This window comes from Nonomuraea sp. B10E15, from assembly GCF_039871615.1.
In the GTDB taxonomy this organism is placed as follows: Bacteria; Actinomycetota; Actinomycetes; order Streptosporangiales; family Streptosporangiaceae; genus Nonomuraea.
The window spans coordinates 206,873-231,462 of the sequence record NZ_JBDPMB010000005.1; the positions used below are offsets into that span (position 1 = coordinate 206,873).

At 72.3% G+C, this 24,590-nt stretch carries 21 protein-coding genes; 2 read left to right on the forward strand and 19 right to left on the reverse strand.

Going from position 1 to position 24,590, the window contains the following annotated elements; translation table 11 throughout:
* From ABGB14_RS18770 to ABGB14_RS18815, 10 genes are all read right to left on the reverse strand, one after another.
* Positions 1-912 carry a sulfotransferase gene (locus tag ABGB14_RS18770; RefSeq protein ID WP_347644963.1) on the reverse strand — a complete coding sequence of 304 codons (912 nt, stop codon included), beginning with the start codon at positions 910-912 and terminating at the stop codon, positions 1-3.
* Entirely contained in the window at positions 909-2,861 is a 1,953-nt protein-coding gene (locus ABGB14_RS18775) for a TOMM precursor leader peptide-binding protein (protein WP_347644964.1), read from the reverse strand. Before ABGB14_RS18775 ends, ABGB14_RS18770 begins: the two co-directional genes overlap by 4 nt.
* Positions 2,854-4,890: a hypothetical protein gene (locus ABGB14_RS18780; protein ID WP_347644965.1), complete on the reverse strand. Its 2,037-nt coding sequence runs from the start codon at positions 4,888-4,890 to the stop codon at positions 2,854-2,856. The genes ABGB14_RS18775 and ABGB14_RS18780 overlap by 8 nt, the downstream gene beginning before the upstream one ends.
* Positions 4,871-6,286: a SagB family peptide dehydrogenase gene (locus ABGB14_RS18785; protein WP_347644966.1), complete on the reverse strand. Its 1,416-nt coding sequence runs from the start codon at positions 6,284-6,286 to the stop codon at positions 4,871-4,873. Before ABGB14_RS18785 ends, ABGB14_RS18780 begins: the two co-directional genes overlap by 20 nt.
* A complete protein-coding gene (locus tag ABGB14_RS18790) occupies positions 6,256-7,068 on the reverse strand; it encodes a DUF692 domain-containing protein (RefSeq protein ID WP_347644967.1) in 813 nt (270 codons plus the stop codon). The genes ABGB14_RS18785 and ABGB14_RS18790 overlap by 31 nt, the downstream gene beginning before the upstream one ends.
* Position 7,069: 1 nt before the next feature.
* Positions 7,070-9,229 carry a glycosyltransferase gene (locus tag ABGB14_RS18795; protein ID WP_347644968.1) on the reverse strand — a complete coding sequence of 720 codons (2,160 nt, stop codon included), beginning with the start codon at positions 9,227-9,229 and terminating at the stop codon, positions 7,070-7,072.
* A gap of 125 nt (positions 9,230-9,354) precedes the next feature.
* Positions 9,355-9,537 (reverse strand): hypothetical protein, encoded by a 183-nt coding sequence (locus tag ABGB14_RS18800; RefSeq protein ID WP_347644969.1) that lies wholly within the window; start codon positions 9,535-9,537, stop codon positions 9,355-9,357.
* A gap of 125 nt (positions 9,538-9,662) precedes the next feature.
* Positions 9,663-10,616: a T3SS effector HopA1 family protein gene (locus ABGB14_RS18805; RefSeq protein WP_347644970.1), complete on the reverse strand. Its 954-nt coding sequence runs from the start codon at positions 10,614-10,616 to the stop codon at positions 9,663-9,665.
* The gene (locus tag ABGB14_RS18810; protein WP_347644971.1) at positions 10,613-11,653 is read right to left on the reverse strand and encodes a hypothetical protein; all 1,041 of its coding nucleotides are present in this window, start codon (positions 11,651-11,653) and stop codon (positions 10,613-10,615) included. The genes ABGB14_RS18805 and ABGB14_RS18810 overlap by 4 nt, the downstream gene beginning before the upstream one ends.
* A gap of 312 nt (positions 11,654-11,965) precedes the next feature.
* Positions 11,966-12,865, reverse strand: a complete 900-nt coding sequence (locus ABGB14_RS18815) for a winged helix-turn-helix domain-containing protein (protein ID WP_347644972.1) — start codon at positions 12,863-12,865, stop codon at positions 11,966-11,968.
* 111 nt (positions 12,866-12,976) lie between these two features.
* Here ABGB14_RS18815 and ABGB14_RS18820 point away from each other — a divergent pair, with 111 nt between their 5' ends.
* A complete protein-coding gene (locus ABGB14_RS18820; protein ID WP_347644973.1) occupies positions 12,977-15,754 on the forward strand; it encodes a BTAD domain-containing putative transcriptional regulator in 2,778 nt (925 codons plus the stop codon).
* 24 nt (positions 15,755-15,778) lie between these two features.
* Here ABGB14_RS18820 and ABGB14_RS18825 read toward each other — a convergent pair whose 3' ends face one another.
* On the reverse strand, positions 15,779-16,264 hold the full coding sequence (locus tag ABGB14_RS18825; RefSeq protein ID WP_347644974.1) for a MarR family transcriptional regulator: 486 nt from the start codon (positions 16,262-16,264) through the stop codon (positions 15,779-15,781).
* Positions 16,265-16,331: 67 nt separating this feature from the next.
* Here ABGB14_RS18825 and ABGB14_RS18830 point away from each other — a divergent pair, with 67 nt between their 5' ends.
* Entirely contained in the window at positions 16,332-17,549 is a 1,218-nt protein-coding gene (locus ABGB14_RS18830) for an MFS transporter (RefSeq protein ID WP_347644975.1), read from the forward strand.
* A gap of 111 nt (positions 17,550-17,660) precedes the next feature.
* On the opposite strand, the gene ptsP is transcribed toward ABGB14_RS18830, so the two are convergent.
* From ptsP to ABGB14_RS18870, 8 genes are all read right to left on the reverse strand, one after another.
* Positions 17,661-19,430: a phosphoenolpyruvate--protein phosphotransferase gene (gene ptsP / locus ABGB14_RS18835; RefSeq protein ID WP_347644976.1), complete on the reverse strand. Its 1,770-nt coding sequence runs from the start codon at positions 19,428-19,430 to the stop codon at positions 17,661-17,663.
* Positions 19,423-19,704 (reverse strand): HPr family phosphocarrier protein, encoded by a 282-nt coding sequence (locus ABGB14_RS18840; RefSeq protein ID WP_347619323.1) that lies wholly within the window; start codon positions 19,702-19,704, stop codon positions 19,423-19,425. The genes ptsP and ABGB14_RS18840 overlap by 8 nt, the downstream gene beginning before the upstream one ends.
* Positions 19,705-19,798: 94 nt before the next feature.
* Positions 19,799-20,803: a zinc-dependent dehydrogenase gene (locus ABGB14_RS18845; protein ID WP_347644977.1), complete on the reverse strand. Its 1,005-nt coding sequence runs from the start codon at positions 20,801-20,803 to the stop codon at positions 19,799-19,801.
* Entirely contained in the window at positions 20,800-21,225 is a 426-nt protein-coding gene (locus tag ABGB14_RS18850; protein ID WP_347644978.1) for a PTS sugar transporter subunit IIA, read from the reverse strand. Before ABGB14_RS18850 ends, ABGB14_RS18845 begins: the two co-directional genes overlap by 4 nt.
* A complete protein-coding gene (locus tag ABGB14_RS18855) occupies positions 21,218-21,526 on the reverse strand; it encodes a PTS lactose transporter subunit IIB (protein ID WP_132518575.1) in 309 nt (102 codons plus the stop codon). The genes ABGB14_RS18850 and ABGB14_RS18855 overlap by 8 nt, the downstream gene beginning before the upstream one ends.
* A 3-nt stretch (positions 21,527-21,529) precedes the next feature.
* Positions 21,530-22,720 (reverse strand): mannitol-specific PTS transporter subunit IIC, encoded by a 1,191-nt coding sequence (gene mtlA / locus ABGB14_RS18860; protein WP_347644979.1) that lies wholly within the window; start codon positions 22,718-22,720, stop codon positions 21,530-21,532.
* Between the two features lie 48 nt (positions 22,721-22,768).
* Positions 22,769-23,752 (reverse strand): 1-phosphofructokinase, encoded by a 984-nt coding sequence (pfkB, locus tag ABGB14_RS18865; protein ID WP_347644980.1) that lies wholly within the window; start codon positions 23,750-23,752, stop codon positions 22,769-22,771.
* On the reverse strand, positions 23,749-24,510 hold the full coding sequence (locus tag ABGB14_RS18870; RefSeq protein ID WP_132598494.1) for a DeoR/GlpR family DNA-binding transcription regulator: 762 nt from the start codon (positions 24,508-24,510) through the stop codon (positions 23,749-23,751). Before ABGB14_RS18870 ends, pfkB begins: the two co-directional genes overlap by 4 nt.
* Positions 24,511-24,590: the final 80 nt, after the last annotated feature.

Here is a 24,590-nt window from a genome sequence, read left to right on the forward strand (position 1 = left end):
TCATGTCCTTTCGTAGCCGAGGGACGCGGCGAGCCGTACCAGTTGCCGCCGGGAGCCCTCGCCGATCCCCCATGACTCGTCGAAGTCGACGGGGCCGGGGTCCGGCAGGGCACGCAGCCGAGGGTCGCGGAGGAACTTCCAGTCGCCGCCGAACAGGTTCTGCGACGCGCCCCGCCCGGCGAAGGGCCAGTCCTGGGTGGCGCGCATGCGGTCGAGCACCGCGTCGGTCCGCTCGAGCCCGAGCCAGCCGAGTATCCGGGGGAGTTCCGTGGCGGGCCGGCCGAGCAGGTCCTCGGCCCGCACCCGGAGCCGGCGTTCCTCCGGCACCTTCGCGAGCGCGGCGACGATGGCGGTGTGCGAGCGGTACCAGGCCGCGGCGCATCGTGCGGACAGCGCCTCCGGGTCCAGGTCGGCGCGCACCCCGCCCCAGTGCTCCCGCATGGACCTCATCGTGGCCAGCGGGTGCCGTGTCAGATGCAGGTACCCGGCGTCCGGATAGGCCGCCAGACACCTCTGGAGCGCTCGCGGGTCGGCGACCGTGTCCGGCGACTTCTCCAGCCCCACGTCGGGGTGCACCAGGTCGAGCAGGTGATCCAGGAGCCGGGTCGAGGGCCAGTGCGCGTGCCGCTCCAGCCAGGTCCGGGCCTCTCCGGTCGCGGCGTCGTCCTGACGGCCGTGATGCAGCTGGGCGACCGCCCGTACGAGACCGCTGAGCTGGTTCTGGATCCACTGCGGCGGCAGCCTGGACCGCCTGCCGGCACCGTGGAGGATCTCCCCGAGGGTCGGCGCCGTGAACAACAGCAGCTCGGGGAATCCGTAGATCCGCGGATGCTGGGAGAGCATGGCGACCGCCACGGTGGAGCACGAGCGGGCGGGGGCCAGAAGGAAGACGGGGTTCACGTCGGGCCTCACGGGAAAGGGTGCGGGAAGAGGTTGAGCTCGTCCGGCGAGATCGGCTGCGGACGGTGGCCCAGCGCGTACGGGACCTCGGTCAGCCGTGGAAGGTTCTCCAGCCGCCGGTGGTCGTGGCCGAACGTCATGGGCAGCGTCCCAGGAATGATCACCTTCACGCAGGCGAGCCCTTGGACCCGATGCTCGGGGGCCGTCTGGTCCACCACGATCACGTCCATCCCGGTCTCGAGATAGCGGCCGGCCAGCGCGGCCAGGTCGTCGCGCAGGTCGTCGTGCCGGATCTGGGGGAACTCCGCGCCGAAGCCCTCGTGGAACGGGCGTCCCTCCGGCGCGCCGGTCAGGAAGCCGAGCCGGGGGAAGGCCTCGGGGGCGGCGTGGAGCAGGCCATGGTCAGAGGGCCTCCGCACGAACTCCGGCCGCTCGGCCATGAGCGACGCGCGCCAGCCGTTCGCCGCGTGGTCGGCTTCGACGGCGGGGATGAGCACCGCGAGCTCGCCGAGCGCCCTGGCGACAGCCTGGCACGGGTCGGGGTGTGCGGCCGCGACCGAGACCGACCGCGGGCCGCCGGGCTGCCCGACCGCCATGGCCCACACGCAGGGGACCCCGTGTTCCAGCGTGATGTCGTGCACGCGCAGGCGGTAGCCGGTTCGTGCCTCCATCGCCGCCCCGAGCAGCGCGACCCCAGGGTCCCTGGCCGTGCGCAGGTCCAGCGCCGGGGTGGAGAGCGCGGCGTGCCAGGTCATCAGGAACGCGTCGCGTTCGGCCGTCTCGAGGATCGCATGCAGCACGGCCTCCTCCAGCCGGCTGCCGATCGCGCAGCCGTTGGAGCAGGGGTAGAAGAAGGGCCGGTCGCGGCCCCGGCCGTAGTAGGCGACCGAGGCGGGCACGAGAATCGGCTGGTCCCTGGAGAAGGAGTGGCCCCACACCCAGTCGCACACGATGTCCTCGTGGAACGGCTGGTACGGAAATCCCCTGGCGGCGTACTGGACGGGCGCGTGCGTGCCGAGCGATCGCGGGTCGAGGGCGTCGGCTCGCAGCTCGGCGTAGCTGCCGCGGACGGCCGGCTTCTTGCCGTTCGGCTCGAAGCCTGCGTACCGTTCGAGCGCCTCCAGGACGGCCAGGGCCCGGCTGTCCCGTGCCCGGCCGGCGCGCCCGTGGCCGGCCATGTACGCGACGTGCCGCACTCCCGCCAGCGCCGATGCGGTCGCCAGACCGCTGCTCACGTCCTCGATCACCTCCCCGACCAGCCCCGTCTCGCTGTCGACGTAGGCGGCGAACAGCTCGTCGGGGTCGGGACGCGCCAGCCGGTACGTCGTCGGGGACGGTTTGGGCAGGGTGGACAAGCAGATCTTGGCAAGGCCCGGCGTGTCGTCGGGCAGGCCGCCGCAAGAGGGGCACTTGGGGTCCGGCAGGAACCGGCTCACGGTCACGGCCAGGGTGTCCAGCGCCACCGACACCAGCGCGCGGTCCGTCCGCGGGCGCTCCGGCGCTCCGGCCGCGATCAGGTGCGCTTCCCCGGTGACCACCGCGGCGACGGCCTCGCACCCCAGCCCGGTCAGCCAGGGCGACGGCGTCCGGGAGAGAACCGGCGCGTGCCGTTCGCGCATCGCGCGGTCGCCGACGGCGGCCCTGCTTCCCCTGCCGCGTCTGAAGTCACAGCAGGCCTGGCAGCCGGCGGCGCCCTGCCGCTCGACCGGCCCGACGACGGCACGTCCGAGCTCCGTCCGTACCGGCAGCCACGGGAGGCCGGCGGCGCGACACGCCTCCCGGGCGGGCTCCTGGTGCCGGGTCCCCCAGGCGTCGCTCACGGCGATGAACATGACTGCTCCGGAAGCGGCAGCGCACCTCGGATCGCTGATCGAGGGCCGGATGACGTTCCATGACTCGCTCAGACGGACGGCAGCGGCGTCGTGGATCAGCCCGCTGCCGACGAGCGCGATATCAGGCACGGCGCATCACCACGTTAACGACATAGGGGAGAATCCGGCCCACTTCTTGATCATGGTCGAGTGGCACCGCGACGGGTTTGTGGCCCCGCGCCACGAAAGCCTCGGCCAAATCCGCCGCGGTGAGAGGCGCTCGCTCCGGATCGGCTCGCGAACCTGTGCCGGGCGGGACGTCAGGAAGCGGCGGAACAGGCGGTGGGCACCACGCGTCGCCTGCCGCCGCCTGGAGGCGGGCCAGTGCGAGCAGCAGTGCCTCGTGGAGGGCCGCGACGACCGACACACCACTGGCACAGGCCACCGTGCGCGAACCGAGGCACAGGCAGAGCGTGGGGGCGACGGTCACCGGGCTGAGGTCGTAGCAGCGTGGCGTCGCCGCCGCTGTCGCCATGATGTCCCGGCAGGCGAGTCCCCAGCCGGTGAGAGGCGCGTCGGCGAGGTCGATCTCGGGAAAGGCCGCGCTCCCATCGGCGATCCGCGAGAGCGCCAGCCGGCGGGCCCGCCCCAGGAGCGCCCGCGTCAGCGCCTGCTCCCAGTCGAGGCCGGCCGCGACCCCGTCGGGCGGGCACTCCGGGCACGGCAGAGGCGGGAAAGCCCGCCGCGCGTCGACGCGAACGGCGTCCCGCACGCTCAGGTCGAGCCCCCAGACCTCGCCGTCCACCTGCCCTCGCCGGAACGCCTCGGCCGCCGCGCGGGCGCTCATCCGGACCGTCCCGCCGGCGGCGAACCGCCGCGGGTCGCAGGTAGCCGTTCCGTAGAGCGCGAAGCCGCGCAGCAGAGCGTCGCGGTACGCGCTCTCGCGGCTCGCCCCGTATCCGGCGACCGTGCCCGCCCTGCCTCGCCCGGCGGGATCCACGACGGCCAGTTCGTGGACGTGGACCGGTGGACCCGCTGATCCCGCCCGGGTGACGTCCGTGAAGATCCCGGTACGGGGGTCGAGACAGGGCCGGGCGCGGCTGCGCAGCTCCTGCCCGCCGAGTGGCCGCCCGGCTTCCAGCGCGGCGACACGGTCCATGAAGCCGTCACGCGACTGCCGCCGGTCCGCGGGCTGTTCGAAGGGATGCGCCAGAACGTGATGGTCCGTACTCTCCAGCGTCGTGAGGTCCAGCCGGGCATGGCATGGCTCCGTGGCGCCCCCCACGCCCGTGACCTGCCGGAAGACGGACTGCGCGAACCTGTGGCCGGCCACCGTGGTCGCGGAGCGCAGCGCTTCCGACGTGATCCGGCCCTCCCCCTCCGGTCGCCCTCCGTCCTCCGCCCGAGGGGCGGCGTCGGCACATCGGGCCAGCAGATCCGGCAGACGCGCCGGTGCCGGTCCGGAAGAGGAGGTCGTTACGGGGCCGAGCCAGACCTCGTGGCCGTCCGCGTGCACCGCCTCCGCGAACACCGTGCCCGGCGCCACCTCGACGTGCCCCTGCCACGGCATGCCCGGGCCCGTGACCGCCAGGACGATTCCCGCGCCGTCGAGCAGCTCCGCCGGCCGCGCGTGAGACGCGCTCTCCAGGACGTGGCACTCGATCCGCTGGCCGGCGTCGCGCGGGGTGACGGACGCGAAGACCTGCCGGTCGGCGGCTGGAGGCACGGCCACGCGCACGAGCCGTATCCCCGTGGCGATCAGGCCGCGGACGCACGCCAGGGCCAGCTCTCCCGCTCCGACCACCAGGCACGCGGTGTTCCGGTAATCCTCGAACGCCCGCGCCGCGAAGGACCGGTGGTAGTCGAGGAATCGTATCTCGTTGCGGTATTCCGCCGTCTCCCACGGCCGCAGGGTGTGGTCGTCGTCGGCGGCGCGGTCCACGACCGCTCCCGCCCGGCGCAGCAACGAGACCGCCCGGCGTACCTCCGCCTCCTCGCGCGCGGGGAAGGCGCCGATCAGGTCGCCGAGGGCATGGCTGCCGTCGAGGAGCGGCAGGAGCGAGGCGAGCCGGCGGTACATCGACGGGTCGTCCACGTCGGTCCTGCCGTGAGGGGTGTGGATCAGCACCCCTGTGCTCGTGGGGGTGAGATGGACGCCGTCACGCAGCCGGAACGCCATCGGCGCCCCCTTCCGCGACGGGCGGTGACAGCGCACTGCCGAGAAGGAACTCCCCGACGCTGGACTCCTCGAAGCGGTCCAGCCCGGCGGCCTGGCTGAACAACTCGGCGTTGCCCGCGCCCAGCGCGCACCCCGCCATCCCCATGGCCGCCGCGACCAGGTACATCAGCTCGAACAACACCCCGACGTCCTTGAGCACGGCCGCGTACGCCATGCCCTCGTACTTCCACATCAGGCGGGCGAACCGGGCAGCGACGACGATGACGACCTGCGGCGGCGGCGCTCCTCCCGCGGACGCCGCGGCATCGCGGACGAGTTGCCGCCGTGCCGCGGCATCGGCCGGGCGCCGCTCCAGCCTGTGCGCGTGCCCGTCGTAGAGGTACAGGCCGGGATCGAGTCCGGTGACCCGGCGTACGACCAGGTAGAGGTCGAGTTCTCCCAGGGCCCCAGCCGAGGGGTACGGCACGTCGACGAGCTGCATGCCGTCGCTGGTGGTGACGTCGCGCACGCGGGCGCAACGGTAGAGGAACTCCCCGAGCCGGCGCAGGGACAGCGGATCGCCGTCGTCGTGGACCCGCATCGACTCGCGGTCCTCCACGAGGGCCGTCAGGCGGGGATCCGCGTCGCGGAGACCCCGGAGGTCCGGGACGAAGAGATCGATCAGCGGACCGGAGGATGCCGCGCGGCGCGCGGGCGGCTGGGGGAAGCGTCCCCGCCCCCGGAAGGTGGCCCCGAAACCGTGCCTTGGCCGTCCCCGGCTCCCGGACCGGCTGCGCGTGTGGAACCACAGGTCGTGCACGCTCCAGTGGCGCAGCCGCCGTTCCTCGCCCGCCTCCTCATCCACCAGGAACCCGGTACGCCACAGGTCGCGCCAGAACACGTCCGCCGGCAGGGAGGGGCACGTTCCGCATGCGCCGTCCGGCCCGCCGAGCAGGCCCAGGAGGGCGGGGTCGTGGATGAGGATGTCGGCGCTGGCACACGGCGACTCCAGCACCATCCCCGCCCGCTCCCGCCGCAGGAGGGCGAAGCGCGAGAGCCGCCATCGGGGATCCGCACCGCGTGGAGGCGGGCCGCCCGGCGCGTCCAGCGGCTTGACGGGAACGATGCCGTAGAGCGGCCGCTCACCCTGGTGGAGCGTCGTCTCCAGCCAGCCGCCGCGCTCCAGCAGCTCGGCGAGCTCGCGTTCCTCCCCCGTCAGGCCGTGCCTGTCGCAGGGGCCCTCCGCCAGCCGGGCGAGCACCTCCCGCTGCGCGGGCGTCATCGCCGGCAGGTGCTGGCCGTGCGGCCAGGCCGCGAGATAGAGACCGCCGCCGTGGTGGGGCACGCAGCCCACCCCGGGACGCAGCCTCACCGACGCCGTGGCGGTCAGCCGTTCAGAATCTTCCTGGCCCGCCATACCTGCTCCAGAAGAGGCTTGATGTCCGTCAGGTTCTGGTCCTGTTCGAGGAGCGCGCCCTTGATGTCCGCCCGGGCGCACAGAGTGGCGTAGAGCTCCCAGACCTCCTCGGGCACGGGGTCCGAGTGTCCGTCGATGAGGATGCCGTCACGCCAGAAGCCGCCCGCCAGATGAACCTGGACGACATGGCCGAGCGGCATCTCAGCCATGAACTTCTCCGCGTCGAACAGGTGGTTCACGGAATTGGTGTAGAGATTGGTGACGTCGAGCAGGACCCCGCAGCCGGTGGCGTCGGTCAGTCTCCGGAAGAACTCCGGCTGCGCCATCTGAGCGCCCGGGATGTCGACGACGTACGTCACGTTCTCCAGCACCAGCGGCTTGCCCAGGACGTCCTGGACCACGTTCACCTTCTCGACGGTGTTGGCGAGGACTTCCTCGGTGAACCACAGCGGGGCCAGGTGCCCCAGGTCGATGCCCGGCACCTTGGTCATGCACAGGTGGTCGCTGAAGTACGGGGACCCGCAGGCGTCGCTCACCCGCTTGGCCCCCTCCAGGTACTCCCGGTCAACGGGGCCCATGGTGCCGATCGACAGCCCGACGGCGTGCGGGATGACGGTGAAGGCGTCGACCAGCCTGCGCAGCCCGCCGAGGTCGGCGGCAGGCCTCATGTACTGGTCCGCGATGATCTCGACGAAGTCGATCTGGTCGCGGGCCGCGTAGATCTCCTCGGACAGTTCCTCGCGGAAACCCAGCCCCGCACCCAGCATGGGGATGTCCAGCATGTCAGGCACCTCGGCTCTCGTCCGCGCCGGTCGGGGCGTGCTCGGCGCCGACCCGTACGACGTTCCTGGCCAGCAGGCTCGTGAGCGCCCCCGAAAGGGCTTCCTCGATGCCGGCCCGCCTGCCGAAGCGGGTGGCCAGGAGGGCGGTGATCTGAGCCGGCGTCCTGTCTCCCGTGCACAGGTCGAGCAGGGCGGCCGTGGCCTCGTTCACCCGGAACGCCTCGGGCAGGCCTTGCGGGAGCACCCGCATGACGAGCACGACCGGCGTCCGCCGTGCGGACTCGGGGGCCTCTCCTCGTTCGACGGCGTCGGCGATCGACGGTATGTCGTAGTCGAAGCGCAGCACGCGGATGCCGGGCGCCAGCACCGGCCGGGCCTCCGGCGCCACGTTCGCCCCCTCGGGGGGAACGGCGTCGAGCAGCAGCAGATCGTCGGTGGGCAGGGGCGTCAACCGCATCTCGCTCATGGCCTGCTCGTAGCGGCACAGATCGGTCGCGTAGGACGGGAGGGAGGCCGTGACGGCGATGCAGTCCACGAGGAACCGGCCGAAGGCCATGGCGTGCTCGGCCACCAGCATGTTGGGCTGGGCGGGGTGCAGATCGTAGTAGCGTTCGAAATAGCGGCCGACGACCTCCCTGCCGCACACCCTCGACGTGAGGGGAAACGTGGCGACGAGGCGCCCGCGACGCTTGTTGCGCAGGGTCTGGGCGAACAGATCGACCATTTTCTTGTCGATCGCCTTGAGCGTGTCCTTCTCCGGCTCCGTCAGCTCGTACTTGCGCAGCGCCTCCTCGGGCGCGTGCGCGAACCAGCCCCTGAACGCTTCGTCGACGTACAGGCGCGCCAGCGCGGCCTGGGTCTCCGCCATGGTCATCTCGGTCCTCCTCGACTCGGCCTCCGATGCGATACGCGCGAAGTTGTCCGCCACATACGTGACATAGCCCTCCCAGTCCTCCAGCTCTCGCGAGATCTCGTCATGGCCGCGCCGGCCGATGGCCCTGGCCGTCACCGGATCGCCGAGCGCCCGGCCGATGGCGTCGCCGAGCTCGCCGACGTCTCGCGGGTCGGCCAGCAGGCAGTTCTCCGCGTCGCGCAACTGGTCGGCGTACAGCTGGTAGCGGGCCACGTCGCGAGAGAGGATCAGGCATCCGCCGCAGGCGAGGATCTCCCGGGGCACGAGCGGCCGGTGCACGCCGATCGGGAAGTCGCGCTCCAGGAAGGCCACCGCGTCGCAGGCCGCGATGAAGGACGGCACCTTCCACGGCGGCATGAACGGCAGGAACGTGAGGTTGCGCCGGATGCCCAGCTGCTCGGCCAGCGCGTACAGGCGCCGCACCTCCGTCGCGGGGCCGCTCGTGGCGATCACCACGTTGTGCCCGGCGTCCCTCCCCGGCGTGGCGGCGAAGGCACGGAGCAGGTCGGACATCCCCTTGGTGTCCCCGGCCTTGCCGTACATGCCCAGGGTCGGCTCGCCCTGCCGGAACGACCTCTCGCGCCGCCGGTAGACCCCGCTCAGCTCGCCGTCCTCGTTGATCCGGTCCTGAACCGCCGCCACGTTCATCGGCTCGGCGTCCTGGTGGAAGAACGGCGTGGGCACGCTGTGGCGGACGTGCCGGTGCAGCCTCTCGGGCTCGACGCCCAGATGGTGCAGGCCGCGGCTCGTCAGTGTCGGCGCGATCCAGAAATCCGCGCTCCGCGCCACGTGCCCGTACGTCTCGCGCAGCCCGTCGTGGCGGTAGAGCCGCCCTATGTCGCTGCCCGCGTGCCTCAGCCCGTAAGGGACGCCGGTCCACGTGGAGACCAGATGCGCGGCGACCCCGTACGGTTCCAGGTAATAGCCGTAGACGAAGTCGAACGGGCCGTGATCCTCGACGACACGGGCCGCCGTGCCGGCGAGCTTGCTGACGAAGGGATTGGCGAACGGCACGTAACGCAGGGTCCGCGGGTCGCTCGCCGTCTGGTGCACCCGGACCGCCGACTCCTCGCGCGGATCGGCGCCCGGCTGGCCGGCGTACAGATCGTCCTGAAGTCTGAAGGCCGCTTCCACCTCACTGGCATTGGTGACGACGTGGACCTCGTGTCCCATGCTCGCCAGCGCGTAGCTGTCCCATAACATCTCCCGGCTGACCCCGCCCTGAATGGGGGGATACTTGCCGATCATGCACAGACGCAAGGCGAAACCCTTTCCTGGTTTTCCGGGTGACGGGCCGGTAAGGCGCTGCGAGATACGCGCCTTACCGGCCTTGCAGCGAAAAAGGCGACCCATCGTCAGGTCGCCCTACGCTGTTATCCGCGGCAGTAGAGACAGGGGCCGATGCTGGTGCCGCATCCGATGCACGGAATCATTTCCATGCCGTTCTCGTCCACTGCCGTGTACTGCTGCGGCAGGGCGACGTCGCTGATCTGGAAGATCTCTCCCGGTGACGTCGCCGAATCGACCGGCGTTGCGACTGACAGGTCCACGGACACTGCGTCGCCTTTCGACGGTTGGCGCATTGACAATCACAGGCTGCGGGAAGAAAGCACGCCTGTCGATGATTTCGGAATGCGCCGAACCGTGGGCGTTCCCCCCATCCGCGTACGGCGACTCGCGCTCATCCACACCGCCGGCACGATCGGCGCCGCGAGGGTGTCCACCCGTGCGAGCAGCGGAGGTTGCGTTCGGGCGCGGCCGGGTCGATCCGCCATCGCGCGAGCGCGTCGGCCACGGCCTCCTCCTTGGTGATCGCTCGCGGGCCCGAGGCGTGCCGGATGAGGCCGGCCGCGACCGCGGTCGCGCGGTGGAGGCCGAAGCTCAGCGCGCCGCCCGGCCGGCCCACCGGCTCGCGGGCCACCGCGACGGAGTCCGCGATGGGCCGCGCGAACACGGACGTTCCCCTGCCGAGCCCTGGGACACCGTCGAGCCGGTCCGCGACGAGGGCGGCCACCGGGGCCGCCTCCTCGGGGAGATAGGCGACCAGCGCATCAGTTCGTGGGTACATGCCCGCCCGGGAGAGAACCTTCGCCCGGTAACGGACCTCCGCCTCCTCCAGGATCCGGAGCGTACGAGCCCAGACGGCCGGCGCCGCCGCCGGATCGGCGAGATGCACGTAGACACGGAGGACGGCGGTGTCCGGACAGGACCCGCGCGAGCCGTCGACGACGAGGAATCCCGGGGAAAGCGCGGCACGCGCGCACGGAAGCTCCGCCACCCCCGTGCCCGGCCGGATCGACGAGGCAGGGATCAGGACGCGCACGCCGTCGATCCGGGCGACGACGTCGGCGGAACCCGCCTCCTCGCTCAGGACCTCCACCGGTGCGGGGGTGCGCCGATGCGGCACGGACGCCCGCAACGGCTCCTCCAGGGCGGGGGACGGCGTCATGTCGTGGTCGTCGTTCCCGACATGGAAACGGTCGTAGACGAGCTTGGCCAGCAGCCGTTCGAGCTCGGCCGGGTGGGCTGCGGACAGGCGGTGGCGCGGGCCCGCCTCCGCCCGGGTGCCGTCGGGGTACACGGTGATCCCGTGAAGGAGCGGGCGCAGGCGTCGGGCGATACGGATCCTGCTCACGCTGATCGATCGAGGCCCACGCGCGCGCCGGCCTCGCTTCCGCTGAGTAACAACATCTGGCCGACCCCGAGCATGACCTTCCCCTTGGCCGGCAGGCGGCCGCTGATCTGCGTGAGCGCCAGAGTCCTGTCGATCAGGTGCCAGCCCGCGAATCGGCCCGCCCGCTCCGCCAGGCCCGTGGGGTCGACGTCCACCGACGCCAGATAGCTCTCCCACATCGCGGAGACATGTCCCCGCGCCCTGCCGAACGCGGAGTCCAGACGCTGCCCGAGGTCGCCGGCGCCGGCCTTGCCCGACAGCGCCCCGCACAGAGCCTGGTAGACGATGTCGCCCGCGAGGCTGCCGACGTCGCGGGCGGGATCCGCCGCCCTGAACTCCTCCCAGTCGGTGAGATAGAGCCCCTCCTCGTCGCGGCGGAACTGGTCAAGACGCAGATCGCAGTGCGCGGGAACCCGGGGCGCGTCGTCCTCCAGCGCAAGCAGCGCGGCGATCGCGCTGATCAGGGCGGTGTCCTGCTGCAGGAGCCGCCACATCGCCAGTTCGCCGCCGCTCGCTCCCAGATAGCTTCGCAGCGGCAACGCTCTGAACTCGTCCAGCGCCGGACGAGCGAGTGGCGACGCGGAGATCCCGGCCGTGAGGTCACGGGAGTGAAGCAGCGCGATGAGCTGCCCGCATTCGCGGCACAGCTCGTCGTCGACGGGCAGTTCGAAAGCGGACGGGCCCGATCGGTAGTCGTATATCAGCAGCCGGGCGCCTTCCTCCGAGGCGACCAGCGCCGGTGTGCGCGCCGCCAGGGAGTTGTCTCCGAAGCCGGCGAACTCGGCGAAGTGAAGTGCTCTCGAAAATCGTTCCGCCGTGTCCGCGACCGCGCCGGTGAGCCTTTTGGCGAAAAGGCGCCGCGGGGCACCGCCGGCGGATGTGGAGTATCCCGTCCAGATGAGGTTCCGGCCACGCGGCGGAGCCGGGTCGGCGACGAAGTCCGCATATCCCATCCCGGCCAGGAGCGACCGGATGTCCGCTGCTCGGTCCGCCGACATTTCCATTCCTCCGTGCGCCTGTATCCGAAGACCGGGCATGGGCTTTCGTAACCGAAGGCCCATGCACGGTCGGGTTGACTCGCTACCTCATCGTCGTCAGCGGCGCCATCTCGGTGAGTTCGGTCCCGTCGGTGGCGATTTCATCGCGGGAAACGTACGTGGTCGCGGCGTCGATGAGCTCTCTGGAAATCATGCGCATTCCCTTCTCGATTGCGGTCAAGTGACATGTAAACCCGCGGGGTCGAGGCCCGTCCATGAATTCGGCGTGGGCCGAAGCGATGACGGCCTCCGGCGCCGGTGCGGAGGGTGACGTCAGCGACGGCCGCTCAGCAGGACCAGCCCGAGCGGCGTCAGCGCGTGCCGCACGTTCTTGCCGATCCTGGTCGTGGTGACCAGCCCGGTGGCTCTGAGCACCGCGATGTGCTCTGACGTCGTCGGCATGCTCATCTCGACGCGCCGGGCCAGCTCCGTCGTCCCGCAGGGCGAGGTGAGGTTGTGCAGGATGGCGGCACGCGTGTGGCCGAGCAACTGCTCCATCGCCACCTGGCGCTCCCGCGGCGTGGACGGCTCGGGCGGCAGCGGGGCGGTGGTCGGATAGACCACGATCAGCTCACCGCCGAGGAACGACCGGCCGACGGGCTCGCCGTCCCAGAGGGGCGACGGCGCCAAGGTGACCGGCCCCTCGCCGGAGGCGAGGGGCCGGTGGATGGTCTCGGCGAGCGGCTGGACCGCGCTGCGCATGCCGTGCCGGGTCACGGACCGGCTGAACTCGACCACCTCCTGTTCATGCCCCGCGCGCACGTCGTCCCAGTACGGCAGCAGGCATGCGCGGAAGTACGAGCGCAGCGCGGCCGTGAGCCCGGTCCGCTGGCCGGTGCTCCCGACGAACGCGGTGAGCCACCGCGGGATCTCCCGCCCGGCGAACGCCGCGCGCAGCTCCCCCCACACGGTGCTGTCAGGCATGCCGGCCACCAGGCGCAACGCCCGATCCAGCTCCGGCTCGGGCGGAGCGATGAAGGTCAGCGCGTTCTGGCAGAGCGTCACCATGTCCAGCAACGGCCTGGCCATGGCAGGCAGGCGCGCGGCCGCGTGCCGTTGCCACCCGCGCAGTTCCCCCTCATGACGGACGCGGCTGAGCGAGTGAAGGCTGTTCAACGTCTCGATCAGCGGCATGGGCTCGGCTGAGCAGCGGATCGAGCCGAGGTCCAGCATGAGCGCCTCCCGCGAGCCTTACTCCAGTGAAGTCATAAAGTAAAAGGGGGGCGTATATCCCGCATATACGATCGCCACGTCACGTGGTCATCCTGACAGGTAGGTGGGCTGTTGGAGTTCACGATCCTCGGCGATGTCGGGTTCACCGTCGATGGCCGCCCGATCGCCATCAGGTCCGTCCGCAAGCGCCTCATCCTCGCCATGCTGCTGGCTCGCCGCGGGGCCCCCGTCTCCTCCGGCCGCCTGCTCGACGCCCTCTGGGAACACGAGCCGCCGAAGTCCGCGCGCGAGAACCTGCGCGTCTACGTCTACCGTTTACGCACCACGCTCGGTGCGGGCACGTCCATCGAGCACGACGCGGGCGGCTACCGGTTGCACCTGGGGCAGGCCGGCCTGGACGCGGCCCGCTTCGAGGAGCTGGTCGAGCAGGGCGACCGGGCCCGCTCCGGCGGCGACCGGGTCAATGCGGCCCGCTGGTACGGAGAGGCACTGAGCCTGTGGCGGGGCCGCGCCTTCGGCGAGCTGGCCGACCACCCGTCGCTGCGGGAGGAGTCTCACCGCCTAGAGGAACGCCGCCTGGTGGCGCAGTCGTGCCGCATCGACGCCGAGCTCGCGCTGGGTGCGCACGCGCGACTCCTCCCCGACCTGGTCGGGCTCGTGGCCGACCACCCGTTCAGCGAAGGCTTCCGCGCCCAGCTCATGCTGGCCCTCTACCGCTCCGGCCGCCAGAACGACGCCCTGAACGTGTACCAGGAGGGCAGGCGGCTCCTGGCGGAGGAGCTCGGCCTGGCTCCCGGTCCCGAGCTGGAGGCCTTGCACCGGGCGATACTCGGCCATGAGCGGCATCTCGAACTGCCCGGCCGGCCGCCCGGCCCGTGCGAGCTGCCCGCCGACCCGCCGATGTTCACCGGGCGCACCGGGCTGGTCGAGCAGCTGACGGCCGAGGTGGCCGGCGAGCGCCCTATCCCGCTGGTGGTCTCCGGAGGCGGTGGCGTGGGCAAGTCGGCGCTGGCCATCCACGTCGCCTGGGCCGTACGCGACGACTTCCCCGACGGCCAGCTCTACCTCAACCTGCACGGGGCGTCCCCCGGCGGCAGGCCGCTCCAGCCCATCGAAGCGCTGAGCCGGCTGCTGCGCTCGCTCGGCCTGGACGCCGCCGCCGTGCCCGCGGACCCCGACGAGGCCGCCGCCCGGTTCCGTTCGCTGACCATGGGGCGTCGCCTGCTGATCGTGCTCGACAACGTGCGGGACGCCGCGCAGGTGCGCCCGTTGCTGCCGGCCAGCCGTACCTGCGCCGTCCTGGTGACCAGCCGCAAGGCACTGGCCTCGCTGGAAGGCCAGTCGTTGTGCGAGCTGGGCGTCCTGTCCGACGACGACTCCCGCGCCCTGCTCACCCGGCTGATCGCACGTCACGGCGTTCCCGCCGACGAGGAATCGCTCGCCGACGTGGCCCGGCACTGCGGCCACCTGCCGCTGGCGATCTCCATCGCGGCGGCGCGCGTCGCCACCCAGGGCACCTGGACGCTGCGCAGGCTCGCGCGCCGGCTGACCGAGGAGCGTCGCCGCCTGGCGGAGCTGGAGACGGACGACCGCGCCGTCCGAGCGAGCCTGCAGGTCAGCTACCGCGATCTCGACCCGGCGCAGGCCCGCCTGTTCCGGTACCTGAGCCTGCTCGACCTGCCGCAGCTGGGCACCGACACCGTCGCGGCCCTGACCGGGCTCCCGCACACCGACGTGGAGAGCCTCCTCGACCGGCTCGCCGACGCGCACCTGGTGGAGGCGGTCGCGCCGGGTCGCTACTGCCTGCACGATCTGACCCGCCTGCTCGCCAGGGAGCTGACCGCCGCCGAGGACCCGGCCGGGGACAGGGCGGCAGCCGTACGGCGGGCTCTGGACGCCTATCTGGCCCTGGCCAGGAACGCCAGCGCCATCGTGATCCCCGTCGCCGTCTGGCGCACCACCCTCGGCCCTGCCACGTCCGCTCCGCCTCCCCGCTTCGCCGACAGGCAGGACGTCTACGCCTGGGTGGACGCCGAGGCCGCGAACCTGCCCGCGGTGGTCGGCACCGCGGCGGCGCTGGCCGCCGACGATCTGGTCACGGCCCTGTCCGCGGCGTTGTTCTTCCCGCTCTACGAGCGCGGCCGATGGCGCGAGTTGCACGAGATCGCCGAGCTGGCGATGGCGTCGGCCGACCGGCTGGGCGGCGCGCACCACCGCGCCGTCGCGCACAGCGACATGGGGTACGTGCTGGCCGACCTGGGCCGGCACAGCGACGCGATCCGGCATCTGGAGACCTCCCGCGAGCTGTACCACGAGAGCGGCAACCGCCGCGGGGAAGCGGCGCAGCTCGACCGGCTGGCCGTCGTCCACAGCAGGCTCGGCCGTTACGACGACGCGATCGTCAGGTTCCGGCAGTCGGTCGGGCTCGAGAGCGGCCAGGGCAACCGGTTCGGCGAGGCGATCACGCTGGCCAACCTCGGGCTCACCTACCGGCGGGCCGGCCGCCTGGAGGAGGCCATCGACGCGTACGAGGGTTCCCTGGCCATCACCGGGGAGATCGGCGACTCGGTCGGCACCGCCATCGCCCTGGGCCATCTCGCCGAGGCCCACCGGCGCTGTGGCCGGAGCAAGGAGGCGGCCGACTACTTCCGGCAGGCTCTCGACGCCGACCGGGTGGCCGGTGATCTCGGGAGCTGCACGGAGGCCATCCATTGGTGGGGGCTCGGCCTGGCCCTGGACGACCTCGATCAGGGCGCTCGGGCGCGGGACTGCTGGTCCAGGTCCGCCGAGTTGTTGTACGAGCTCAACCTGATCGACGCGGCCGAACGCTCCGCCATCGAGGCCGCGGCCCATCCGCGCACCCCCGAGGTCATCCTCAGGAACATGTGAGGCCGCGCCGGCGCGCGCGACGGTTCAGCGGTCGCTTTCCATCCACACCAGGAGCTGCTTGAGCAGGCCGTCGAGCCGCACCTGGTCCGCGGGTGTGAGGGTGCGTACCAGGCCGTTCTCCACCTCCGCGCAGATGGACATCGCGTCCGTCCACAGGTGCTTGCCCTTGGCGGTCAGTTCGACGTCCACGCGGCGGCGGTCCTCAGCGCTGCGCACTCTCCGCACGAGACCCGACCGCTCCAGCGTGTCGAGCCGGCCCGTCATCCCGGCCGGGGACAGCAGGAGGTCGCCGGCCAGCTCGGACGGGGTCGCCGACCCGTCGCGTGCCACCAGCCGGTGCAGGGTGTCGAACTCGTAGTCCTGAATGCCCACCTCCCGCAGCGCCGCCTCCTTGGTGTGGGACAGATGCTTCACCAGGGCCTGCATCCGCGTCACGATGCCCTCGGTCCGCTCGTCGAAGGGTGCTTTGCCACGCCAGCGGGCCAGATGGCGATCGACCGAATCTTCCATGGAGAAATCATACGGAAGCGAATTATTGCTTGACGAATGTTTCGCTGGCGAAATAGCTTCGGGGCTCATGACCCAGCGGCTCCTGATCGGTCGATGCCTGTCCGCACTGGCCACCGCTCTCATCCCCACCACGCTGACCCTGGCGGTCCTGCGGATCACCGACGACGGCGGGGCGCTCGGCATCGTGCTGGCGAGCGAGATGGTCCCCCTCCTGCTCCTGCTGCCCGTGGGGGGAGTGCTGGCCGACCGGATCCGGCCCGAGCTGGTCGCACTCCTCGCCGACCTCGTCCGATGCCTGTCGCAGGCCGTCATCGCCGTCGAACTGCTGCTCGGCGTGCATCGCCTCCTGGACCTCGCGCTGCTGTCGGCGCTTTCGGGCGCGGCCATCTCGTTCGGCAGCCCGGCGGTGCCCAGGATGGTGGTCGCGGTGGTGCCGTCGCAGGACAGGTTGCGGATGAACACCCGAATCGGCGTGGCGACGAGCCTTTCCGCGGTCGTCGCTCCCGCGCTGGCCGGCACGATCACGGTGGCCGCCGGTCCCGGTTGGGCGGTCGCGCTCACGGCGGTGTTGTTCGCCTGCTCGGCGCTGACCCTCGGAGGGATCCGCACCCGAGCTCCGGATCGCGGCGGGCAGGACGCCACCTCCTCCTTCGGCCGGGATGTGGCCGAGGGGTGGCGGGAGATCAGGGCGCGGCCGTGGTTCCTGGCCTGCGTGCTGGGACACGGAGTGTGGCATCTCGTGGCCGGAGTGTTCCTGACGCTCGGCCCCGTGGTGGCCGTCCAAGAGTTGGGCGGCGAGGCGAGCTGGGCGCTGATCGTGCAGAGCGGTACGGCCGGCATGGTCCTGGGCGTGTTCGCCGCTCCCCGGCTGCCCATCCGCCGGCCGCTGGCGGTGGTGCAGGCCGGGGCCGCGTGCTACCTGCTTCCCATGGCGGCCCTGGCCGCGGGCTCGTCCCTCTGGGTCATGACGAGCGCGTACTTTGTGGCGATGTTCGGGCTGGGGCTGCTCAGCCCGCTGTGGGAGACGGTGGTGGCCGACGAGGTCCCCGAGCACGCGCTCGGGCGGGTGCGGTCGTTCGACCACCTCATCTCGTTCGCGTCGCGACCGTTCGGGCTGGCGACGGCGGCACCGCTGGCCGCCGTCACCGGGGTGACGGCGCTGGCCCTGATCGGCGGTGCCCTGGTCGCCGCGGCGAACCTCGCCGCAATCCTCCTCCTGGGCAAGCCCTCCAAGGCGTCCTCCGGCCCCGACCCGGACCGCAAGCACGCCCCGTCCTCGCAGTGAGGCCCCGCGTCGTGCGGTGGGACGCCCTGACGGGACGGCTTCGCGGTGATCCCGTCACGAGCCCGGTCGCTGGTCTCCTATGACCATTGACCGGGGGTCGGACTGACCGGTTCAGCCGACGGCGGCCTCGGCGCGGCGCCGGCACTCCTCCAGGGTGAGGCCGGCCAGCGCCTCCCGCACGGCGGGCACGCACACCGGGGCCATGGACAGGCTCGTCACGCCCAGCCCGGCCAGCAGCGGCGCGAGCTGCGGATCGCCGGCCGCCTCGCCGCACACCCCGACCGGCTTGCCCGCCTCCCTGCCCGCCCGCGCGCACATGCCGATGAGCTGGAGCAGGGCGGGCTGACGCGGGTCCAGCAGATCGGCCAGCGCCGGGTGCTGGCGGTCGGCGGCGAAGGTGTACTGGGCCAGGTCGTTCGTGCCGATGCTGAGGAAGTCGACCTCCCGCAGCAGCGCCCCGGCCCGCAGTGCCGCCGCCGGCACCTCCACCATCGCACCCACCTTCGCGACGCCCCGCTCGCGGGCGCGGCGGGCGAACCCGCTCGCCTCCTCGACGGTGGTGACCATGGGCGCCATCACCCATGCCCGCGTGCCCGTCGCCCTGGCCGCCTCGGCGATCGCGTCGAGCTGGGTGTCCAGCACGCCGGGCAGGATCCGGTCCACCCGCAGGCCCCGCACGCCCAGGGCGGGGTTCGGCTCCTCGGGCAGGCCCAGGAAGGGCAGAGGCTTGTCGGTGCCCGCGTCGAGCGTGCGCACGATCACGGACTCCGCCTGCTCGAACACCTCCGCGTACGCGGCCACCTGCTCCTCGAACGACGGCGCCACCGTACGGCCGAGGAACAGGAACTCCGTCCTGAACAGCCCGACGCCCTCCGCGCCCGGCCGCAGATCCTTGGCCGAGCCGATGTTGAGCAGCAGCTTCACCGGATGGCCGTCGGCGGTCCTGCCGGGGCCGCTGCTCGCGGCCAGCCTGGCCCGCTCCGCGCGGTCGCCCGCCACGATCTCGGCCGCCCGCTCCTCGGTGAGGCCGGTCGTGACCTCGCCGGTGCCGCCGTCCACGCCGACGACCGTGCCGTCGGGCAGGCCCATGACGCCCGCGCAGGCCACCACCGCGGGCAGGCCGCGGCCCCGCGCCAGGATCGCGGTGTGGCTGGTGGGCCCGCCCCGCTCCGTGACGAGCGCCAGCACGTCCGGCCCCAGCCCCGCGGTGTCGGCGGGGGAGAGGTCCTCGGCCACCAGCACGTACGGGTGGCCGGGGGCGGGCAGGCCGGGCATCGGCAGGCCGAGCGCGAACGCCACCGCCCGGTGCTTGAGATCGTCCAGATCGGCTGCCCGCTCGGCCAGGTAGCCGCCCAGCCCGGCCAGGGCGTCGCGGTGCTGGGCGAAGGCGGCGTCGAGGGCGTGCGCGGCGCCGGCGCCGTCGCGCGCCCGCCGCTCGGCCTCCTCCAGCAGCATGGGGTCCTCGGCCATCATGGCCAGCGCCTCGAGAATCTCCGCCGCCTGCTCCCCGCCCGCGACCCCCGCTTCACCGGTCGTCGCGCCGCGGCCCGGGGCCGCGGCGGCGCGGGCGGCGGCGGCGCGGGCGGCGGCGGCGCGGGCGGCGGCGGCGCGGCGGTTGAGGTCGGCGGCGACCGCCTCCAGGGCCCTGGCGACCGTGGCCGCCTCAGCGGCGGGGTCGGTGACCGGGCGCGCTTCAGGCAGCGCCGGCGGCCCCGCCATCCGGATCACCGGGCCCGCCGCCCGACCCTGGCTGACGCCGAGGCCGGCGAGCCCTCCGGCGGCGCCCGCCTCGGGGCCGCCGCCGGAGCCGCCGTCGTGAGTCGTGGCCCTCTGCGGTCCCGTGCCGGGGGGAAGGGGGTCAGGGCGGGACAGGTCACGCATCGAGGGCCTCTTCCGCGTCCAGGTCGCGCGACAGCAGCGCCGCCAGGGAGTCCAGAGCCTCCTCCGCCCCGGGCCCCTCCGCTTCGAGCGTGACCTCTGAGCCGCGCACCGCGCCCAGCGACAGCACCCCCAGCATGCTCCTGGCCGGCACGGACTTCTCGCCCAGCCGGACCGTCACCGGCACCCCCAGCTTCGCCGCCGCCTGGACGAACAGCTTGGCGGGACGGGCGTGCAGGCCACTGGCCGAGGCCACGGCCACCGTTCGTTGTGCCATGAGAAGCCTCCCAGGCTCCATGTTCGATCTCGCGTGCTCGATCTTCGTGTCTTCGGGGCTCGTTCTTCAGCGTTCGTTCATCAGCGTTCGTTCGTCAGGGCTCGATGGTGACCTTGATGGCCGCGCCCCTGCTGACGAGATCGATCCCGTCGAGCACCTGGGGCAGCGGCAGCCGATGGGTGATGAGGTCGGACACCACCACGGCGCCGTCGGCGACCAGTCGCAGCGCCTCCGCGTTGTGCGCGGGGCTGGAGCCGTTCGCGCCGACGATGGTCAGCTCGCGGTAGTGCACCAGGTTGGAGTCGAGCGCGATGACGGGATCGTCCTTGGGCAGGCCGCCGAAGAAGCTGATCCGGCCCTGCCTGGCCGCCATCCGCACGGCCTGCTCCTGCGCCGCGCCCGACGCCGCCGCCGTGATCACGACGTCCGCGCCCCTGCCGCCGGTCAGCTTGAGCACCTGCTCGGCCGGGTCGGCGTCGATGGCCGCGTCGGGGCGTACGAGCTCGGCCGCCATCGCCAGGCGCTCGGCGTTGACGTCCACGAGGAAGACCCGGGAGGCGCCGCGCGCCCGCGCCAGGCGCACGTGCAGGCAGCCGATCGGGCCCGCGCCCATCACCACCACGTCGTCGCCCGCGCCGACGCGCGCCAGCGACTGGCCGTTCAGCACGCACGCCAGCGGCTCGGCCACCGACGCCTCGGCGAAGCCGACGCCGGACGGGATGGTGTTGACGCCGTCCACGGCCAGCACCTTGGCAGGGACGATCATGTACTCGGCGAAGCCGCCGTCGTAGTGGTAGCCCATCGACTCCTGGTTCGGGCAGACCGTACGGCGGCCGCGTACGCACTCCTGGCACGTGCCGCACGGGATGGCGGCGATCACCTGCACCCGCGCGCCCGTGCCGACGACCTCGCCGGCGATCTCGTGGCCCATGACGCGCGGCGGCCTGATGTGGTGGTGGCCGAACGTGAAGATCTTGGCGTCCGTGCCGCACGTCGAGCAGTTGCGCACCCGGATCTTCAGCTCGCCGGGCCCCGCCTCGGGTTCGGGCGCGTCCGCGATCCTGATGTCGCCGGGTGCGTGAAATCTGGCGACCTTCATGTGAGCTCCTTCATCACCTGCGAGACCTCCGTGGCCTCGCGCAGCGTCCTCGCGCGGTCGGGGTCGAGCAGGATCTCGGCCAGCTGCGACAGCAACCGCACGTGCCCGTCGTCCTTGGCGGCGATGCCGACGCACAGGGTGACCTGCTCGCCGTCCCAGTCGACCCCGCCGGGGAAGCGGACCACGCAGATCGCGTCGCGCCGGACGTCCTCCTTGGAGGCGTTCGTCCCGTGCGGGATGGCCACCCCCTCGCCGACGTAGGTGGAGATCGACCGTTCGCGTTCGAGCATCGCCTCGATGTACGGCTCCGCGACCGCCCCGACGTCGGCCAGCGCCCGCCCGCACCGGCGGATGGCCGCCTCGCGGTCGGGGGCGCTCTCGTGCAGCAGCACGGCCCGCGGGTCGAGCAGGTCGTCACGCATCGACGGTGCCGCCGTTCTTGATGGTGTTCACCAGCTTGGTCACCGCCGGGTCGCCGAGGAAGATCTGGAACGACACCAGGGGCTTCCCGGGGGCGGAGGCCTTGGCCCTGGCGGCGAGCCCCGAGTGGCACACGATGACGTCGGCGTCGTCGGGGATGGAGTTGACCGGGGTGTGCTCGACGGTGACGCCGCTGTCCTTGAGCTGCTTGCGCAACTGCGAGGCGAGCATCACGCTGCTGCCCATCCCGGCGTCGCAGGCGACGATGAGCTTCTTGATGTCCTTGCTGTCGATGCTGGGCATGGTTCAGGCCTCCTTGGTAGCGGGCTCAGTGGTGGAGCCGGTGGTGGAGCCGGTGGTGGGCCCGGTGGCGGGCCCGGCGGCGGGCTCGGTGCCTTCGGCGGATTCTGCGGACGCGGTGGGGCCCGCGGAGTCGTCCTGCTCCGCCTTCTCGCCGTGGCCGAAGCCGAGCAGGACGGCGGCGACGGCGAACGACACGGCCGCGGCCACGAGGATTCCCAGGCTGGAGCCGAGCCAGCCGCCCCTCGGGGTGACCGCGAGATACGCGAAGATGCTGCCGGGCGACGGCGAGGCGACCAGGCCGGCGCCGGTGGCGATGAACGTGAACACGCCGGCCGCGCCGCCCGCGATGACGGCCAGGATGAGGCGCGGCTTCATGAGCACGTACGGGAAGTAGATCTCGTGGATGCCGCCGAAGAACTGGATGAGCATCGCGGCGGGGGTGCTGGGCCGCAGCTGGCGCGGGCCGAACAGCAGGAACGCCAGCAGCAGGCCGAGCCCGGGGCCGGGGTTCGACTCGAGCATGAACAGGATCGACTTGCCGGTCTCGGCGGCCTCGGCGATGCCGAGCGGGGTGAGCACGCCGTGGTTGATGGCGTTGTTGAGGAACAGCACCTTGGCCGGCTCGATCAGCACGGAGGCGACGGGGAGCAGGTTGTTGCCGATCAGCCAGCTCACGGCGTTGCCCGCGGCGGTGGTGGCGGCCTCCACGATGGGGCCGATGCCCAGCATGCCGATGACGGCCATCACGCCGCCCACGATGCCGGCGGAGAAGTTGTCCACCAGCATCTCGAAGCCGGCCTTGGTCCGCTGCTCCGTGAACTTGTCCACATATTTCAGGATCAAGGCGGTGAGTGGCCCGATGATCATGGCGCCGAGGAACATCGGGGACTCGGTGCCCACCACGACGCCCATGACCGCCACCGCACCGACGACCGCGCCGCGCTGCCCGTGCACCATCCGGCCGCCGGTGTAGGCGATGAGCACCGGAAGCAGGGTCCCGATGATCGGGCCGACCATCTTCGCGAGGGTCTCGTTGGGCAGCCAGCCGGTCGGGATGAACAGCGCGGTGATCAGACCCCAGGCGATGAACGCGCCGATGTTCGGCATGATCATGCCGGCCAGATGGCCGCCGATGCGCTGGACGGTGGCCTTGACACCGGTTCCGGTGACCGGGGGCGTGTAACTTTCGGCCATGGGACTTGCTCCTTCGGGGGATGAGCAGTGATCAGCCGCTTCGCTGGGTCAGGGGAGTGCGGGTGCGGGCGGGGACGGCAGGGCGGGGGAGGAGAGGAGACGGGCCGGGTCGGGGGAGCCGACGGTGACGGCGCCGGGGTCGATGTCGGCGGGGCCGGGCATCCGGCTGCCGGGCAGGCGCACCGCCGCGGCGCCCCAGGCCAGCGCCTGGGCCAGCGCGCCGGGGCCGCGCCCGCCTCCGGCGAGGAAACCGGCCAGCATGGCGTCGCCCGCGCCGACGGAGCTGCGGGGTTCGGCGACGGGGGCCTCGCCGTACCAGATGCCGTCCGGGCCGACGAGGACGGCGCCGTCGCCGCCCAGGCTGGCCAGCACCGCCCGCGCGCCCGCGGCGCGTAACGTGGCCGCCGCCTCCACGACGTCGCCCACGCATCGGATGGGCATGCCGGTGGCGGCGGAGAGCTCCTCGGCGTTCGGCTTCACCAGGGCCGGCGCGGCGCCGAGCGCGCAGGACAGCGCCGGGCCGCTGGTGTCGACCGCGACGTGGATGCCCGCCCCGGCGAACCTGCGGCACAACGACGCGTAGACGTCGGCGGGGACCTCGGGCGGAAGGCTGCCCGAGGCGACCACCCAGTCGGCTCCCCGGTCACCGGAGTGCGCGGCCTCCAGCACGGCGTCGGCGATCGTGTCGAGCTCGTCCTGCGCGAGGGCCGTGCCGGGTTCGTTGACCTTCGTGACGGTGCCGTCGGGCTCGGCGAGGGTGACGTTCGACCTGGTCGGGCCCGCGACGGGGACGGTGACCATGTCGAGGCCCTCGTCGGCGAGCAGCCGTACGAGCTGCCTGCCCTCGTCGCCGCCGAACGGCACCACCGCGCGCGAGGCGACCGCGTTGGCCAGCAGGGCGCGCGAGACGTTCACCCCCTTGCCGCCCGGGTCGAGGTGGGCGGCGGCGGCGCGGATGACCGCGCCCCTGTCCAGGGCGGCGATCTCGATCGTGCGGTCGAGGCTGGGGTTGAGCGTCAGGGTGAGGATCACGCCCGGATCACCTCCGGGCCCGCCGCGGCCAGGTCGGCGGCCAGCGCGACGTCCAGGCCGGTGTCGGTGATCAGCACGTCGATCTCGGCGAGCTCGGCGAACGTGGCGAGATAGGTGTTGGTGAACTTCGTGTGATCGGCCAGCAGCACGCTGCGCTGCGCGGCCTTGACCATGGCCCGCTTGATCGCCGCCTCCGCCGGGTCGGGCGTGGTCAGGCCCCTGCTCAGCGAGCAGCCGTTGGTGGCCATGAACGCCACGTCGACGTTGAGATGGGCCAGCGGGCGCAGCGCCCAGTCGTCGACGGTGGCGAGCGTCTTGCCGCGCAGCCGGCCGCCGAGCATGATCACGTGCAGGTTGGCGCGGGCCGCCAGGGCGGTGGCCAGCGGTGGAGAGTTCACCACCACGGTGAGCTCCCGGTCGGCGGGCAGCACCTGGACCAGCCGTCCCGTGGTGGTGCCCGCGTCGATGATCACGGAACCGTCGTCGGGGAGCTCGGCGAGCGCCGCCTTGGCGATGCGCTCCTTCTCGCCCGTCATCACCTCGTCACGGGTGGCCAGCGCGGGCTCGAACCCCAGCCGCTCCACGGGGATCGCGCCCCCGTGGACCCGGCGCAGCACACCCGCCCGCTCCAGCGACGTCAGGTCGCGGCGGATCGTCTCGGTGGTCACGTCGAGCTCGGCGGCCAGCGTCACCACGTCGACGCGGCCCGCGGACCGCGCTCTCCGCAGGATCTCCTGCTGCCGCTCCTCGGCGTACATGATGTTGGTTCACCGCCGTTTCGAGTTGGTTTCATCTGTGTTTATACCCGCTTAGTTGTGCGGTCAAGGGGATACGGGCG